The 16,493-nt window shown below is 64.4% G+C and carries 15 protein-coding genes; 12 read left to right on the forward strand and 3 right to left on the reverse strand.

The genetic code is table 11. The annotated features are described in order from the left end of the window. Positions 1-99: 99 nt before the first annotated feature. The 3 genes from E3T41_RS04435 to mshC are packed head-to-tail and all read left to right on the forward strand — an operon-like array spanning position 100 to position 3,699. Positions 100-1,467, forward strand: a complete 1,368-nt coding sequence (locus E3T41_RS04435) for a M20/M25/M40 family metallo-hydrolase (RefSeq protein ID WP_092448594.1) — start codon at positions 100-102, stop codon at positions 1,465-1,467. A 59-nt stretch (positions 1,468-1,526) separates the two neighbouring features. Continuing rightward, positions 1,527-2,381, forward strand: a complete 855-nt coding sequence (locus E3T41_RS04440; protein ID WP_092448595.1) for an undecaprenyl-diphosphate phosphatase — start codon at positions 1,527-1,529, stop codon at positions 2,379-2,381. A 43-nt stretch (positions 2,382-2,424) separates the two neighbouring features. Then, on the forward strand, positions 2,425-3,699 hold the full coding sequence (gene mshC / locus E3T41_RS04445) for a cysteine--1-D-myo-inosityl 2-amino-2-deoxy-alpha-D-glucopyranoside ligase (RefSeq protein WP_104132477.1): 1,275 nt from the start codon (positions 2,425-2,427) through the stop codon (positions 3,697-3,699). Between the two features lie 3 nt (positions 3,700-3,702). Here mshC and E3T41_RS04450 read toward each other — a convergent pair whose 3' ends face one another. Continuing rightward, complete coding sequence (locus E3T41_RS04450) at positions 3,703-4,659, reverse strand: proteasome assembly chaperone family protein (protein WP_092448597.1); 957 nt, start codon at positions 4,657-4,659, stop codon at positions 3,703-3,705. Between the two features lie 79 nt (positions 4,660-4,738). On the opposite strand from E3T41_RS04450, the gene E3T41_RS04455 reads away from it, so the two are divergent. The 9 genes from E3T41_RS04455 to lnt all read left to right on the forward strand — a co-directional run bounded on the left by E3T41_RS04455 (position 4,739) and on the right by lnt (position 15,153). Continuing rightward, a complete protein-coding gene (locus E3T41_RS04455; RefSeq protein ID WP_255411845.1) occupies positions 4,739-5,503 on the forward strand; it encodes an HAD family phosphatase in 765 nt (254 codons plus the stop codon). Continuing rightward, positions 5,500-6,501 (forward strand): tRNA (adenine-N1)-methyltransferase, encoded by a 1,002-nt coding sequence (locus E3T41_RS04460; RefSeq protein WP_092448598.1) that lies wholly within the window; start codon positions 5,500-5,502, stop codon positions 6,499-6,501. The genes E3T41_RS04455 and E3T41_RS04460 overlap by 4 nt, the downstream gene beginning before the upstream one ends. Positions 6,502-6,630: 129 nt before the next feature. Beyond that, positions 6,631-7,578, forward strand: a complete 948-nt coding sequence (locus tag E3T41_RS04465) for an FKBP-type peptidyl-prolyl cis-trans isomerase (protein WP_092448599.1) — start codon at positions 6,631-6,633, stop codon at positions 7,576-7,578. Positions 7,579-7,595: 17 nt separating this feature from the next. Next, positions 7,596-9,725 carry a YafY family protein gene (locus E3T41_RS18340; RefSeq protein ID WP_241991025.1) on the forward strand — a complete coding sequence of 710 codons (2,130 nt, stop codon included), beginning with the start codon at positions 7,596-7,598 and terminating at the stop codon, positions 9,723-9,725. Between the two features lie 3 nt (positions 9,726-9,728). Continuing rightward, positions 9,729-10,055 carry a hypothetical protein gene (locus tag E3T41_RS04480; protein WP_092448600.1) on the forward strand — a complete coding sequence of 109 codons (327 nt, stop codon included), beginning with the start codon at positions 9,729-9,731 and terminating at the stop codon, positions 10,053-10,055. Between the two features lie 19 nt (positions 10,056-10,074). Next, complete coding sequence (gene tatA / locus E3T41_RS18815; protein WP_092448601.1) at positions 10,075-10,305, forward strand: twin-arginine translocase TatA/TatE family subunit; 231 nt, start codon at positions 10,075-10,077, stop codon at positions 10,303-10,305. Positions 10,306-10,352: 47 nt separating this feature from the next. After that, the gene (tatC, locus tag E3T41_RS04490) at positions 10,353-11,114 is read left to right on the forward strand and encodes a twin-arginine translocase subunit TatC (protein WP_092448602.1); all 762 of its coding nucleotides are present in this window, start codon (positions 10,353-10,355) and stop codon (positions 11,112-11,114) included. A gap of 30 nt (positions 11,115-11,144) precedes the next feature. Continuing rightward, complete coding sequence (locus E3T41_RS04495; protein ID WP_104132480.1) at positions 11,145-13,622, forward strand: RNA helicase; 2,478 nt, start codon at positions 11,145-11,147, stop codon at positions 13,620-13,622. A gap of 7 nt (positions 13,623-13,629) precedes the next feature. Continuing rightward, entirely contained in the window at positions 13,630-15,153 is a 1,524-nt protein-coding gene (lnt, locus tag E3T41_RS04500; protein ID WP_134477478.1) for an apolipoprotein N-acyltransferase, read from the forward strand. 93 nt (positions 15,154-15,246) lie between these two features. Here lnt and E3T41_RS04505 read toward each other — a convergent pair whose 3' ends face one another. Beyond that, a complete protein-coding gene (locus E3T41_RS04505) occupies positions 15,247-15,615 on the reverse strand; it encodes an RNA polymerase-binding protein RbpA (protein ID WP_092448605.1) in 369 nt (122 codons plus the stop codon). 111 nt (positions 15,616-15,726) lie between these two features. Further along, positions 15,727-16,491, reverse strand: a complete 765-nt coding sequence (locus E3T41_RS04510) for a glycerophosphodiester phosphodiesterase family protein (RefSeq protein WP_241991026.1) — start codon at positions 16,489-16,491, stop codon at positions 15,727-15,729. Positions 16,492-16,493: the final 2 nt, after the last annotated feature.

Consider the following 16,493-nt stretch of genomic DNA (forward strand, 5'->3'; position numbering starts at 1 on the left):
AACGGCCTCCGGATGAACCGGCTGCCGAGGTAATAACTTAGCACGGTTTAGAACGCCCGTTGTGTCACTGCACCCGTTGGCGACGGGTAGCGTGTGGTTATGGCTTCCTCCCCGAACACGATTCCGGCCGCAAGTTCCGCTGATTCAGCGGGTGCGTCACCCGGAACGGCCGCTGCGAAACTCGATCTGACCGCCGAAATCGCGCGCGATCTCATCCGTTTCGACACCACTAATTATGGTGAGGGTCGTTCAAACGGTGAAACGGATGCCGCCGAGTACGTTGCCCAGAAGCTGCGAGCCCTGGGCCTCGTGCCCGAACTGTTCGATTCCGAACCCGGCCGCACCAGTGTGGTGGCGCGGGTGCAGGGTCGCGATACGTCCCGCCCGGCCCTGGTCGTGCATGGGCACCTCGACGTGGTGCCGGCCGACCCGGCGAACTGGAGTGTCGACCCCTTCGCCGGCGTCATCAAGGACGGCTTGCTCTGGGGGCGCGGTGCGGTCGATATGAAGAATATGGACGCCATGATTCTGGCCTCCCTGCAGGACGTGATCGGCTCCGGCGGTGCGCCGGAGCGCGACTTGGTCATCGCCTTCTTCGCCGACGAAGAGGCCGGCGGTGTGCTCGGTTCCCATTTTCTGGTGAACGAACACCCGCACCTGTTCGACGGTGCGACCGAGGCGATCAGCGAGGTCGGCGGGTACTCCATCACCCTCGGCGGCCAACGCGCCTACCTGCTGCAAACCGGCGAGAAAGCCCTCATCTGGGTCAAACTGGTGGCCCGCGGCGAGGCCGGGCACGGCTCTCGTATGCATCCGAACAACGCGATCACCCGGCTCGCCGAGGCCGTGGCAAAACTGGGGCGTCACGAGTGGCCGATTCGGCTTACCGACACAACCGAACAGCTGCTCGGCGAGATCGCACGCATTCTCGACGTGGATCCGCAGCGGGTCGGCCCCGACGAGCTCGCCCTGGCGACCGGCACCGCCTCCGGCTTCATCCAGGCCAGCCTGCGCACGACCGCCAACCCGACCGGCCTCACCGCCGGATATAAGCACAATGTGATCCCGGATGCGGCCGAGGCGCTGATCGACATCCGCTCGCTGCCGGGGGAGGAAGACCTCGTGCTCGCTCAGATTCAGGACATCGTCGGTGCGGACATCGAAATCGTGACGATGCACCGCGATATCGGCCTGGAGACCGAGTTCAGCGGTCCGCTGATCGACGCCGTAGTGAGCACCCTGGAGCGCCACGATCCCGGAGCGCCGGTGCTGCCGTACCTGCTGTCCGCCGGAACGGACAATAAGGCACTGAGCACGCTTGGCATTAAGGGCTACGGGTTTGCCCCGCTGCGGCTGCCGGCCTACCTCGATTTTCCGGCCATGTTCCACGGCGTGGATGAACGAGTGCCCCTCGACGCATTAGTGTTTGGCAGGCGGGTTTTGACCGACCTGCTCTCCAGCTACTAGCAAGCCCTGGATCCGACACGGAGCGGGCATCCCTTGAATAATCTGAGAAAGCGAAGCGTGTGGACTTTCTGAATGCGATCATCCTGGGTCTGGTCCAGGGCCTGACCGAGTTCCTCCCGGTATCCTCGAGCGCGCACATCGCCATCGTCGGCCAGTTTCTGGGCACCGGCGAAGATCCGGGGGCACGCTTCACCGCCATCACCCAGATCGGCACCGAGGCGGCCGTGGTGATCTTTTTCTGGCGCGACATCGTGCGCATTATCGGCCAATGGGCCAGATCGCTCGGGGGCAGCGTTCCCCGCACAGATCCGGATGCCCGCATGGGCTGGCTCATCATTCTCGGCTCGCTGCCGATCATCATCCTCGGACTGCTGTTCCAGGACCAGATCGAGACCGTGCTGCGGTCGCTGTGGATCACCGCGACCATGCTCATCGTCTTCGGCATTCTGCTCGGAATCGCCGATCATGTCGGAGCCAAACGGCGCAGGCTGCAGGACATCACGGTCGGTCACGGCGTCATCTTCGGATTCGCCCAGGCCCTCGCCCTCATCCCTGGGGTGTCGCGCTCCGGCGGAACCATCACGGCCGGACTGTTTCTCGGCTATGAGCGCGCTGCCGCCGCCCGTTATGCCTTCCTACTGGCCATTCCGGCGGTGCTCGGCAGCGGCTTCTTCCAGATCTATAAGTCCATTGCCGAGCCGTGTCTGGCTGGCGCAGCCAACTGCACGCCCGAAATCTTCGGCCCGCTGGAAACGCTCGTGGCCACCGTCATCGCCTTCTTCGTGGCCCTCGCCGTGATCGCGTTCTTCATGAACTACATCTCCAAGCGCAGCTTCCTGCCGTTCGTGATCTACCGCATCGTGCTCGGCATCGTGCTGTTCGTGCTCCTCGGCACGAACGTCATCTCCGCGTAGCCCGCTCGCAAGGCGACCGCCCTTTGAAAGCTAGGCTGGTTGTATGCGTGCATGGGAACGACCCGAAATTGTCTCTGTCCCCGGGGAATCCAGTGCTCCCTGGCTCCACGACACCAAAACGGACAGCCTGGTGCTGGCACAGCCACGCGATGCGGCCCGTCTGTACGTCTGCGGCATCACGCCCTACGACGCGACGCACATTGGTCACGCCAACACCTACCTGGCCTTCGATACCCTGCAGCGGGTTTGGATCGACGCCGGCTTCCGGGTGCACTATGCCCAGAATGTGACGGATGTCGATGACCCGCTCCTGGAGCGGGCGACGGCCACCGGCGTGGACTGGCGCGAACTCGCCGCATCTCAGGTGGAGCTGTTCCGCACCGATATGCAAGCGCTCAGCATCATTCCACCGAACGATTTCGTCGCCGTGACCGAGGTCATTGACGAGATCGCTGAGGCGGTCGCCGCGCTTCGCGATGCCGGGCTGGCCTACCCCGTGCCGACCGACGATGCCGTGGCCGGTGCTGACGGGCAGATCGCCGCCGATCTTTACTTCGATATCGCAGCAGCGCAAGCGAACACGGGCTGGACGCTCGGCGAGGAGAGCAACCTCGACCTCGTGAGCATGCTCCGACTGTTCGCTGAGCGCGGGGGAGACCCTGACCGATTGGGCAAGCGCGACCGTCTCGATCCGCTGCTCTGGCGGGCCGCCCGGGCCGGAGAACCTGCCTGGGAATCCCTCGTCGGTGCGGGGCGACCCGGCTGGCACATCGAGTGCTCGGTCATCGCCCTGAAGGAGCTCGGCACCGACTTCACCGTGCAGGGCGGCGGATCCGACCTGATCTTCCCGCACCACGACATGAGCGCCGGACACGCGGAAGGGCTGTCTGGGCATCCGCTCGCCGGCGTCTACAGCCACACCGGCATGGTCGCCTACCGGGGGGAGAAGATGAGCAAGTCGCTCGGAAACCTCGTGCTGGTGTCGCGCCTGCGGGCCAGGGGCATCGATCCTCGGGCCATTCGTCTTGCCCTGCTCGACCGTCACTATCGCACCGACTGGGAGTGGACGTCCTCTCTGCTCGACGAAGGGGTGGAGCGTTTGGCCCGCTGGTCGGCGGCCTTCGGTGCCGGCGCCACGTTCGGCGCCGGTGCGTCCGGTTCAGCGACAGCAATCGTGCAGTCGCTTCGTTTGGCTCTCCGACACGATCTGGACACGCCGGAGGCGCTGCGCATACTCGACCACGCTGCAGCCGACACCGTTGACGCCCCTGAACTCGTCCATCGCGCCGTCCATGCCCTGCTCGGCGTGGAGCTCTAGAACCTACTGCCGCGGGCCCTCTGGCCGGCTGCCCGGCCCGTCGGGTCGACCGTCAGCGCGTCCATCACGTCCGTCAGTGCCGCGTTTTCGCAGGTATTTCTCGAACTCCTGCGCGATGGCTTCGCCGCTCGCTTCGGGGGAGTCGACGGTATCGCGGGCCTGCTCGAGCTGGGCGATGTAGGCGGCCATCTCTTCATCCTCACCGGCCAGCACATCGATCCCGGTTTCCCATTCGGCCGCCTCGGTGACGAGCGCACCACGGGGGATCACGACGTCGATCACTTCTTCCAGCTTGTCGATCAGGGCCAGCATCGCCTTGGGGGACGGCGCATTGTGCACGTAGTGGGGAACGGATGCCCAAATCGACAGCGTCGGAATGCCCGCCGTCTCGGCGGCGTCCGACAGCACGCTGAGAATGCCGACGGGTCCCTCGTAGTTGCTTCGTTCGATCTGCAATTCGCCGCGTACCTTCGAGTTGTCGCTCGACACGAAGATGGAAATGGGTCGGGTGTGCGGAACGTCGGCGAGCATCGCTCCCAGAAACACCACACCGCTGACATCGGCGGCGAGGGCAGCGTCGAGAATCTCCGCCGCAAAACTCTTCCAACTTCGTGACGGTTCGGTACCGATGAGCAAGTAGATGTTGCCGGCATTCGTACCACTGACCCGCAACTCGGCGTCTTCGGCCAGCGGAACGCTTACCGGGCCGGCGGCCGTCGGTCCGTACATGATCGCGCTCGGCCATCCGATGGCACGCACGCCGTCTTCATTGGTCGACACGGTCGGTCGGTTGAACTGGTAGTCAAAGTACAGTTCCGGATCGACCTCGGTAATGACCTCGACGTCGAGGAGGTCCTTGAGTGCACGTACTGCCCCGGTCGCAGCTTCGCCGGCATCATTCCAGCCCTCGAAAGCAACGACGAGAAGCCGCCCGCCCAGAAACCCAATACCGTCAGTCACCGTGTATGTCCTCAATTCTTTCGGCCTCCCGGTGGAGCGCCTCAGTCAAGGATAGGCGGTGGCCCTAGACTTGAATCCCGTGAATGTTTCTCCTGTGCCGCCCTCCGCGCCCGTTTCCCTTCCCGCCGCCGTCCTCTGGGACATGGACGGGACCATCGTCGACACCGAACCGTACTGGATGCGTGCGGAAACGGAGCTGGTCGCTGAATTCGGCGGCGTCTGGACGCATGATGATGGCATGCTGCTGGTCGGCTCCGGACTGTGGAACTCTGCGGCGATTCTGCAGTCCCGCGGGGTGGATCTCACGCCAGACGCCATTGTCGCTCGCCTCACCGACCGGGTGCAGCAGCAGCTGGCCGAGCATGGTATTCCTTGGCGCCCCGGTTCTCGTGAACTCCTGCAGGAGTTGAAGGCGGCGGCAGTGCCGACTGCGCTCGTCACTATGTCGGTCGAGCGCCTGGCTCGGCAGATCATCGACCTGATCGATTTTCCCGCGTTCGACCTGGTTATCGCCGGCGATATGGTCGCCAACAGCAAGCCGCACCCTGACCCCTACCTCGTGGCCGCCGAACGGCTCGGCGTCGATCCGCGCCGGTGCATCGCCATTGAGGATTCCGTTCCCGGCGTCGCCTCGGCGGTGGCCGCCGGTACCATCACCATCGCTGTGCCCCACCAGATCGACCTGCCGGAAAGCGACGACTACACCCGCTGGTCGACGCTGGTCGGTCGCACGATTGATGATCTGGCAGCGCTCTATCGTTTCTCCACCGCTGAACTTTCCGAACCCGTTCATCTTCTCGCCCCCACCCGGGCTGCCCAACACGAAAGCGCACCACTCGCATGAGCAACAACCAGGTAATCCAAAACAGTGGACTCTTTCGCGTCGGCGACCGCGTGCAACTCACCGGACCGAAGGGGCGAATGAACACCATTTCGCTCCAGGCTGGCCTGACCTTTCACACGCATCGCGGAATTCTCGCGCACGACGACATCATCGGGCAGCCCGACGGATCGGTCGTCACCAACAACGTCGGGGTCGAGCATCTTGCGCTGCGCCCCCTGCTGGTGGACTTCGTGATGAGCATGCCGCGCGGCGCGGCCATCATCTATCCCAAGGATGCTGCACAGATTTTGGCCCAGGCCGATATCTTTCCCGGTGCCACTGTCGTTGAAGCCGGGGTCGGTTCGGGAGCGCTCTCGCTCTGGCTGCTGCGGGCGATCGGTCCGGCCGGTCGGCTCGCTTCCTTCGAACGGCGGGAAGAATTCGCCGACGTCGCCCGGGACAATATCGCCACGTTCCTCGGCAACGATCCGGAGAACTGGACCATCACGCTCGGTGACCTCGCCGAAACCCTGCCGGAGACCCTGCCGGCGCAGAGCGTTGACCGGGTCGTCCTGGACATGCTGGCACCGTGGGAGTGCCTTGGCTCGGTTTCCGACGCCCTCAAGCCCGGCGGGGTCCTGCTCTGCTATGTTGCCACGGTGACGCAGCTATCTCGCGTGGCCGAGGCCATTCGTGGTACCGGGTTGTACACCAACCCGGACTCCAGCGAGACCATGATTCGTGGCTGGCACGTCGAGGGACTCGCCGTTCGCCCAGACCATCGCATGATCGGGCACACCGGCTTTCTCATCACCGCCAGACGGCTCGCTCCCGACACGATTCTGCCCGAATTGAAACGGCGACCGTCGAAGACCGACTTCAGTGACGCCGACGTCGAGGCGTGGACGCCCGGGGCGCTCGGTGAGCGCAATGTCAGTGCCAAGGTCATGCGCAAACGCGTGCGGATCGCCGGGACCAGCGCAGACCTCTCCAAAGCTCGAGACCTCGACGCCGGTTAGGATAGGGCTCGGCCCGTTTCGGTTGTAGTACGCGCGAGGCCTCGGCCGCGCCACCCGGTCACAGATCGACCCCACAGCATCCAGCGCAGCGCCCAGTGCTGCAGCAACCCCGTATCGAAAGAAGGACTTGTGCGCAAAGCATCCGCGCTGATCGCCACCGCCGGACTCGTGATGGCGGCATTGACCGCCTGTGCCAGCCCCGGCACGGCCCAGGCCTCCTGTGACGCACCGGTCTCCGCGGGTGCCGCCTCCGAGCTGGTGAAAGTTTCCGGCGACTTTGGTTCGGCACCGGAGGTCACTTTTCCGACGCCCCTCAAGTCAGCGTCCACCCAGCGCACCGAGGTGATTGCGGGTTCGGGGGACAACATCGTTCCCGGACAGAAGATCACCGCAGAGTTCAACCTCTACAACGGTACGACCGGTGCTGCGATCCAGCAGAGTGCTTTCGACGGCTCAACGGCCGTCCCGATCATCCTCAACGAGAGCACCCTTCCTGGATTCGTCGACGGTCTGCTCTGCGCCCAGGTCGGGGCACGTGTCGCGATCGTCATCGCACCCGAGGACGCCTTCGGACCAGCCGGCGGCAACGAACAGTTCCAGGTCGCGGCGACGGACTCCCTCGTGCTCGTGGTCGACATCGTGAAGGCCTTCCTGCCTCGCGCCGACGGTGCAGACCAGCTGGTCGCCAACGGTCTTCCCGCGGTCGTTCTGGACGCCGACGGTACGCCCGGCATCGTGGTGCCGTCCGGCGATGCGCCCACTGAACTTGAAATCGGGGTCCTCAAGAAGGGCACCGGGGCCAAGGTCTTGGAAGATTCGACGGTCACCTTGAACTACACCGGAGTGCTCTGGAAAGAGAAGACGGTCTTTGATTCCAGCTGGGCGAACGGCAGCCCGGTCGAGTTCGTTCCCACTGAGCTCATCCCCGGCATGGCAGCGGCTCTCACCGGGCAAACCGTCGGGTCGCAGATCGTCGCCGTCATTCCGCCCACACAGGCCTACGGTAAGACCGCGTCGGGCGCAGTTCCGGCCGATTCCACGCTCATCTTCGTCTTCGACATCCTCGGCATCAACTAAACGGCGGGAGTGACCTCGTGCCTTCCCTGGTCGACCCAGACGAACGCGGCGACGCGCCCAAACCGCGCCCGGTCACCGCTCCGGAACGTCTGTTCAGCTTGGTCCTGGCGCTCGTAGCGACGGACACCGGGCTGACCAAGGCGGATATCCTCGCCAACGTTCAGGGCTATCGGCAGCGATTCCTGATCGCTGGACCCAATGGCAGTTTGGAGCGCCAATTTGAGCGCGACAAGGACGACATTCGGGAACTGGGTATTCCCCTCGAGACGGTCGAGACGCCGGACGATCCGGGCAGCAACCATCACTTGCGCTATCGCATACCGAAAGGGCTGTACGACCTCCCGGCCGATGTGACCTTCACTCCCGACGAAGTGTCGCTGCTCAAACTCGCCGGCACGGTCTGGCGTGAAGGATCGCTGTCCGGTGAATCCCGTCGCGCCCTGATTAAGTTGAATTCGCTCGGCGTCGACTCGAGCGAACCTGTGCTCGGCTACGCACCGTTGCTGCGCACGCGGGACCATAGCTTTGACCCGCTCAGCAAAGCGCTGGATCGCACCGAGGTAGTGGCCTTTCTCTACCTCAAACCGGGCAAGAGGAAACCGCTTCGTCGCGTGGTCGTCCCCCGGGCGCTCGTGCAGCATGAGGGGCGCTGGCACCTCTACGCGACCGATGAAGTCGCTCATGCTCCGCGCACCTTCCTCCTTTCGCGCATCGTGGGAGCGGTCAAGGTCGTACCGGCGGCGTTCCCGTCCCCGGTCACCGATGCTGCCAACGACGTGTCCGCGGGCACTGCCGCCGACAGTGCTCGCGCCCTGGCCGAATTGGAAGAACTGTGGGCGAGCAACGTCGCGCACGTCCTGGTGCAGCCGGGCACCGACGCGGCAGTGCGCCTCGGCGCGCGTCAGTCGGGAATCCCGGCAACTGACCCGGCGTCCAGCCCGGAGCGCGTCGTGCATTTCACCGACCTGCACGTTCTAGCCGACGAATTGGCCGCCTTCGGGCCGGAAGTATTCGTCGTTGGTCCTCCCGCACTCCGCACGGCCGTGATCAGCCGATTGCTCGCTGTTCGCGATGCTCATTCGCCCGACCTGCCGGTCGGGGCAGCCGGAGCGGCGCCGCGCCGCCGCCTGACGCAATCCAAAACGCAACCGGCCACGACGGCCGCGCAGTCGCGAATCGCCAGCGACCAGCTCACTCTCCTGCTCTCGCTGGTTCCCTACCTGATCGAGCAGGGTCGGGTGACCGTCACGGAGGTCGCCGAGCATTTCGACCTGCCCCCTGAGCGTGTGCGCTCCCTGGTCAGTCTCATCGCCTTATCCGGAATTCCCGGAGAAACCCGTCAGTATTTGCACGGCGATCTCTTCGACATCCTCTGGGATGAATTCGAGCTGAACGACCGCATCGTCCTCACCCATCAGGTCGCCATCGACGATTCGCCCAGGTTCTCGGCCCGGGAGGCTGCAGCGCTCATCGCCGGCCTGCAATATCTCTCGGCCCTACCCGACAACGCTGATACGGATGCGATTGCATCGCTGATGGCCAAATTGACCCGCGGGGCGTCTGCTCCGCCGACCCAACTCGCCGTCGCGCGGCGCGATGGCGGGGCGACACGTGCGCTCCTCCAGGCAGCTCTCACGTCGGGGATGCAGGTAGAGTTTGACTACCTAAACGCCCGCGGTGCTCAGGAACACCGTCTCGTCGATCCGCTGCGCATCGAATCTGTTGACAACGACTGGTACCTGCGCGGCTGGTGCCATCTCCGCGAAGCGGTACGCACCTTCCGTCTCGATCGCATCAGCGACCCGCGCACGACCAGCAGAGCACGCAGCATGCACGCCGCGGATATTCTGTTGCCCGATACCCTGTTCCAAGCCTCCAGCGGCGACCTGGACGTGCGACTCGAACTCGAAACCGCGGCGTTGCCGTTGCTCGCCGACTATCGCCCCGAACGGTCGGTTCCGGTCGGTACGGGGGGTCATACGCGCACCACCCTGCGGGTCGCCCACTCCCACGCCCTCAAACGACTGGTCGCGGGATTGGCCGGGATCGTCACTGTTCTCGAACCGGCCGAATCACGCCGTGTCGTCGCCGAGTGGGCGGCGGCCGGCGTCGCGCAGTACACCGATGCCCCAGCCAGCGAGGAGTAGCGGATGCCCTGGTGGTCCTGGCTGCTCATCTGGAGCGCGCTGACGCTGGGTCTCCTCGCCCTTCTGGTGTGGTCCGGTGTGCGGCTCTACCGAAAATCCCTCGGTGCGCTGCGTGGCTTCGAAGCCCTGGGCGATCAGATCGCCGCACTGAACGTGGACGTCAGCCCGAGGCCGGAGCAGTTCAGACCGGCCGTCTTCACGGATCTCGCGGCGCTGCGCCACGAGGTCGAGCAGCGCGAAGCGGAACGCGTCCATCGGCGGCAGGTGCGTCGCGACGGCCGGATCGTGCGGGGTAAACTGATGCGAAACGCCCGCTACGTTACCCGCTAAGACAAGAGGACACACCCTCATGCTGCAAAACCTGACCGGATGGCATTTCCTGATCATCCTCGTTGTCGTACTGCTTCTCTTCGGTGCGCCCAAACTGCCCGGACTCGCCCGCAGCCTCGGCCAGTCGATGAAGATTTTCAAAAGCGAAATCAAGAGCGACAGCGTCGACCCCGATCCCAACGCACCGACCCAGTCGGGCGATGACACCGCGAAGTCCGCGGGTCCGACCGACCCGGCCGCGAAGCCCTAGCTACCGTGGCGGTACGCACGCGTCGGCGTACGCCCGTTGAAGGCAAAATGTCGCTCGGCCAGCATCTGGTCGAGTTGCGTAAGCGACTCTACCTAGCCGCCGCTGGCCTACTGATCGGTGCGATTGCCGGATGGTTCCTCTCGGATTTCGTCTGGGACCAGCTGCGCGAACCGATCTACGCCATCATCAACGCCCAACATCGCAACGCTCAGATCAACTACCCCGACATCACGAGCGCCTTCGACCTCAAGCTGAAGATTTCTCTGTACGTCGGCCTGATCGTGTCCAGCCCCGTCTGGCTGTACCAGGTGTTCGCGTTCCTCGTACCAGGCCTGACGCGCACGGAGAAGAAGTACACCTTCGGTTTTCTGTTCACCGCCATCCCGTTGTTCCTGGCGGGATGCGCGGCCGGCTGGGTCGTGCTGCCGCACGTGGTCGAACTCATGACGAGTTTCGCCCCGACCGAGGACTCCGCATTCATCAACGCCCAAGGGTACTTCGACTTCGTGCTCAAGCTCGTCGTTGCCATCGGGATCGCCTTCGTCCTGCCGGTGTTCATTGTGCTTTTGAACTTTGCCGGTGTCATCAGTGCTGCATCCATCATCAAATCCTGGCGGATCGCCATTCTGGTCATCGTGCTGTTCACCGCGATCGCCACCCCCGCGGCCGATGTCGTGTCGATGTTCCTGCTGGCGATCCCCATGGTCATGTTGTACTTTGCCGCCTACGGGATCGCGTGGCTGCACGATCGACGCGCGGCCAGAAAAGTGCTCGCGTTCGAAAAGGAACTTGGACTCCGGGCACCCTAGGAGCCCGCTGTCGTAACTGATAAGGATCACGTGACGCACACGCAATCGCCGGCCGAACGCTACTCGGCCGCTCGTACCCGGGCTAGCCAGCCAAAACTGCAGGCCTTCGAAAGCGGTCTCAAGTTCGACCTCGACCCGTTTCAACGCGAGGCCTGCGCTTGTCTGGAGGCGGGCAATAGCGTGCTCGTCGCGGCACCGACCGGTGCCGGCAAGACGATCGTGGCCGAATTCGCGATCTACCTCGCGATGCAGCAGTCTCGCGCAAAGGTGTTCTATACCGCGCCGATGAAGGCGCTCAGCAATCAGAAATTTCAGGAGTTTGTCGCCGAGTACGGTGCGGATCAGGTCGGATTACTCACCGGCGACAGCAACGTCAACCCCGGTGCGCGCATCGTGGTCATGACGACCGAGGTGCTGCGCAATATGCTCTACGCCGACTCCGACCTGCTGGCCGACCTCGCGTTCGTCGTTATGGACGAAGTGCACTACCTCGCCGACCGCTTTCGCGGCGCTGTCTGGGAAGAAGTAATCATCCACCTTCCGCAACCGGTGCGGATGGTCTCGCTGAGCGCCACCGTGTCAAACGCGGAAGAATTCGGAGACTGGTTGCAGGCGGTCCGTGGCGAAACCGACGTTATTGTCTCCGAGGAGCGCCCAGTACCCCTGGAACAACACGTTCTGGTCAAGAACAACATGCTCGATCTCTTCGATTCCACCGGTTTGATCGGCACTCATCGGGTGAATCCCGAACTCGTTCGGCTGTCCCACGCCGGCGGGCGTTCGGCCGGCGGGCGCGGCCGTGGCTCCGGCCGGCAGGGCGGTTCCTCCGGAGGGTATCGCGGTCATGACAACCACCGCCCGCAGTTCGATGCCGGCCGGATGGATCGCGGCGACATCGTGCGCATGCTCGACAGTAAACATCTGCTGCCGGCCATCTTCTTCATCTTCAGTCGGGTCGGTTGCGACCAGGCGGTGCGTCAGGTGCTCCGCTCCGGTGTGCGCCTGACGCAGGAACACGAACGCGACGAAATCCGCCAGATTGTCGACGACCGATGCCGCACCCTGCTCGACGAAGACCTCGGTGTGCTCGGCTACTTTGAGTGGCTCGACGGGCTCGAACGCGGAGTAGCCGCTCACCATGCGGGCCTGCTGCCCGCGTTCAAGGAGGTGGTTGAGGAGCTGTTTCAGAAGAAGTTGGTCAAGGCCGTCTTCGCGACCGAAACCCTTGCCCTCGGCATCAATATGCCGGCGCGCACCGTGGTCCTCGACAAGCTCGAGAAGTTTAACGGTGAAGCGCGGGTGCCGATCACGCCGGGGGAGTACACCCAGCTGACCGGGCGGGCCGGCCGTCGCGGCATCGACACGCTCGGTCACTCCGTCATCCAGTGGGCCCAGGGCCTGGACCCGCAGGCTGTCGCGTCGCTGGCCTCCCGTCGTACCTATCCGCTGAATTCGAGTTTCAAGCCGACCTACAACATGGCCGTCAACCTGATCGATCAGTTCGGCGTCGCCCGTACCCGAGGTATCCTCGAATCCTCCTTCGCCCAGTTCCAGGCCGATCGGGCTGTCGTCGACCTCGCGCGCTCCGTGCGTCAGCAGGACGAGTCCCTGGCCGGGTTCAAGACCAGCATGACCTGCCACCTCGGCAATTTCGAGGAGTACTCATCCATTCGACGACGGCTGACCGAGGTCGAGCGTGAAGGTACCAAGGCCGACAACTCACTCCGTGGGGAGCGCGACAAGCGGCAGCGTGAGGTGGCCAGCCTGCGCAAGCAGATGCGCGCCCACGGCTGTCACCACTGCCCCGACCGCGAGGCGCACTCCCGCTGGGCTGAGCGCTGGTTCAAGCTCAAGCGGCAAACGGATGCCCTCAACCAGCAGATCTCCCAGCGCACCGGCGCCATCGCGCGGGTTTTCGACCGGGTGACTGACGTTCTGCTCGGTTACGGCTACCTCGAATCCGACGCGCGCGGAACGATCGCGTTGAGCGAAAGCGGACGCATCCTGCGCCGCATTTACGCCGATCGGGACCTGCTCGTCGCCGAATCCCTGCGCCGCGGCCTGTGGAAGGACCTGGATGCCGCCAGTTTGGCCGCCATGGCCTGCGCTCTGGTGTTCGAGCCTCGCCGCGAGGAGGGGCTGATCGATGCCCGCTACCTGCCCAAGGGGCCGTTCCGACCGGCACTGGACGAGACGCAAGACCTGTGGAGCAGCATCGACGACCTCGAACGCAACAACAAACTGCCCGGCAGCAATCCGCTGGCGGTTGGCCTTAGCCTGGCCATGTGGAAATGGGCCCGCGGCGCGTCGCTCGCCGATGTGCTCTACGAAGCCGAAATGGCCGCGGGAGATTTCGTGCGCTGGACCAAACAGACCATCGACCTCCTCGACCAGCTCGTGCAGGTTGACCAGCGCAGTATCGCCGGTAACGGTCGCGTTGGGCCGACCGCGCGCGAGGCCATGGACTCGATCCGTCGCGGCATCGTCGCGTACTCCTCGGTGGCCTGAACCAGCCATGGGGGGGAACGAGAGTGCGTTCAGCCTGCCACTGTGGGCATCCGTTCTGGTGGCGGCCGGTGCCGGCGCCATCCTCGACGCCGGATTTCCGGACCGGGACTGGTGGTTTCTCGCCCCGGTCGGCGTGGCGCTCATGCTCGTGGCGCTGCTCGGTCGAAGCCTCGGTACCGGGTTGCTGGTCGGGCTGGTCGCCGGGCTGTCCTTCTGGCTGATCCACATCTACTGGATCACTCTGTATCTCGGACTCGTGCCGTGGTTCGCGCTCGGTGGCTTGCAAAGCCTGTTCTTCGGCCTCGGCCTCGGCCTCACCGCGCTCGTTCTGCGGCACGGGCCGCGCCTCTGGCCGAGCGTCTGGGGTCGCGTCGGACTGGTTCCGGTCATCGTGGCCGGGCTCTGGACGGCCAGGGAAGCGATCAGCGCGGTCTGGCCCTACGGCGGATTCGCCTGGGGCCGAGTCGCGCTCTCCCAATCGGAGAGTCCGTTCGGCTCGCTCGTCGCCTGGGTGGGACTGTCCGGCCTGAGTTTCATCCTGGTCTGGCTAAGTGCCCTCGCCGTGCAACTATTGCGGGAGCCCGACCTGGCCCACACCCTGCGGGCAGCCGTGGCGGTCGGTGCGGTCGCCCTCGTGCTCGCCATCCCCGCGTGGCCGACGCTGCCCAGCGGTACGACCCGGCTGGCCGCGGTGCAGGGCAACGCCGACGCCGGGCTGTTTGCGGAGTATTCACCCGGTCAGATTCTGCAGGACCACACTTCGGCCACCCTGCCGTTGATCGGCGAGAGCGTGGATTTTGTGGTTTGGCCGGAGAACGCCAGCGACATCGACCCGACCCGCTCGGCGGCGGCGGCGCAGGTACTCGACTACATCAGCACCGAAATGGATGCTCCGCTCATCACGGGCACGATCACCCAGCCCGAAAACACCTATTTCAACAGTTCTCTGCTCTGGGAGGCCGGACGCGGGGCCGTCGACGTATATGACAAGGTGCATCCGGTGCCGTTTGCCGAATATATGCCGGATCGAGCATTCTGGCGCCCGTTCGCGCCGGAGCTGATTGATCTGATCGCACGCGACTACGGTATCGGTACCCGCGACAATGTCTTCAACATTGACGGTGTGCTGGCCGGCATCGCAATCTGCTTCGACATCGCCGATGACCAGCTCGTGCAGGAGATGATCGACAGCGGGGCGCAGCTGATTCTGGCCCAGACCAACAATGCCGACTTCGGACACACCGATGAAAGCGTGCAGCAGCTCGCCATCGCCCGGCTGCGTGCGATCCAAACCGGTCGCACCGTTGTGAACATCTCCACGGTCGGGTCGAGCGCCATCATCACACCCAACGGTGACACCCTCGACAGCCTGCCCACGTTCACTGCGGGCGCCATGGTGCAGACGGTGCCGCTCAGCGACACCATCACGCCGGCGATGGTGGCCGGTCGGGCAACTGAGTGGTTGCTGTCGGGTCTGGGCCTGGCCGGTCTGGCGCTCTGCCTGGGCGCGGCCCGGCGACACCGCCGGTAAAATCCGCGTTAACCAACGACGACCCCGCCACCACGGGTGCGAGTACGGGGGTACAAACGCAGTGGTGCGGGGTCGAGCGGGGATTTTGAGCGGTTAGGCACCGATCTTCTGCTGGCCACCACGGCGCAGACGCAACACCGAGAGGCGCTCTTCGAGCAGCTCTTCGAGTTCGTCCCTAGTGCGACGCTCCAGCAACATATCCCAGTGGGTCCGAGGAATTTTCTCGTCGGAGTGGTCAACGATTACGGGCATGGAGTCGACGAGCCGAGTCGCCGTCCGTGCGCAGTACTTGCATTCCCATTCGTCCGGAGCCTCGGCTTCGGCCGAGAAAATCATTACCGTCTCGCGCCCGCATGTTTCACACCGGTAGGTGTGGCCCACTCGGGGGGAGAAGGTGACGCCTTCTTCGCTCTGCAGGCTTTGTGCGCCCAATCTCATGCCACGCAAACTGCGGTCAGCCATAGTGTGGTCTCCTCTCGCTCGTAATCACAGATCGATCACGATGCCTTCACAGTTCTAAACCATCAAGCTGGACGTTAACCTTCCCGCTCCCCCCGTTCTGGAAGGTAACTCTCAGGTTCGGCGAGTAATGGCGGCAACGGCCAGATCTGCACGGTCCGTGACGAGGCCGTCAACTCCGCTGTCGAGGAGTCGAATCATGTCGATCGGATCGTTCACGGTCCACACATGCACCTCGACATCGACCCGATGCATCATCTCGATAAATCGGGGAGTGACAATGCGCACCGGTCCGAGCCGTTCGGGCACCTGCACAGCGACGCACCCCTGCAGGGTGCGTCGAACCAGGGCGGTCAGCCCCAGATTCGTCGCGGCGACGGCCTGGGCCACGAGTGACGATGACGCCGACGACACCACGCCGGGGAGAAGGCTGAGAGCGTGCCGCCGCCGTGGTTCGGTGAACGAGGTCACGAGCACTCGCTCAGAGGCCCGCTGATCGAGAATCGCCCGCGCGGTCGGCTCCGCCGCAGCATCACTTTTCATATCAATGTTGAACAGGGCGTCCGGAAAAGCTTCCAGAGCATCGCTGAGCGACGTGAACCCCTGGCCCTCGCCCAGACTGATGCGTTTGAGCTCGACCATGGTCAGCTGATCAATGCGCACATCCCGACCCAGCCGCGTGAGGTCGGGGTCGTGGCTGAGCACCGCGACACCGTCGAGTGATACCTGCACGTCGGTCTCGAGGTGCGTGGCCCCGGTCGCGAGCGCCTTCACGAAGGCTAGCAGCGTGTTTTCCGGGGCGGCCTGGGTCAGGCCCCGATGGGCGAACACCCGGGGCGGCGTCCCGCTGAGAAACACCGACTGGGCATTTTCGGCCACCG

The organism is Cryobacterium sp. Hh38 (assembly GCF_004403235.1).
GTDB classification, from domain to species: domain Bacteria; phylum Actinomycetota; class Actinomycetes; order Actinomycetales; family Microbacteriaceae; genus Cryobacterium; species Cryobacterium levicorallinum.

Bases quoted from the DNA above. Each gene is read 5' to 3' on its own strand.
- E3T41_RS04435 (WP_092448594.1), top strand. From the start codon at position 100: ATGGCTTCCTCCCCGAACACGATTCCGGCCGCAAGTTCCGCTGATTCA.
- mshC (WP_104132477.1), top strand. From the start codon at position 2,425: ATGCGTGCATGGGAACGACCCGAAATTGTCTCTGTCCCCGGGGAATCC.
- E3T41_RS04460 (WP_092448598.1), top strand. From the start codon at position 5,500: ATGAGCAACAACCAGGTAATCCAAAACAGTGGACTCTTTCGCGTCGGC.
- E3T41_RS04480 (WP_092448600.1), top strand. From the start codon at position 9,729: ATGCCCTGGTGGTCCTGGCTGCTCATCTGGAGCGCGCTGACGCTGGGT.
- tatA (WP_092448601.1), top strand. From the start codon at position 10,075: ATGCTGCAAAACCTGACCGGATGGCATTTCCTGATCATCCTCGTTGTC.
- tatC (WP_092448602.1), top strand. From the start codon at position 10,353: ATGTCGCTCGGCCAGCATCTGGTCGAGTTGCGTAAGCGACTCTACCTA.
- lnt (WP_134477478.1), top strand. From the start codon at position 13,630: ATGGGGGGGAACGAGAGTGCGTTCAGCCTGCCACTGTGGGCATCCGTT.
- E3T41_RS04505 (WP_092448605.1), bottom strand. From the start codon at position 15,615: ATGGCTGACCGCAGTTTGCGTGGCATGAGATTGGGCGCACAAAGCCTG.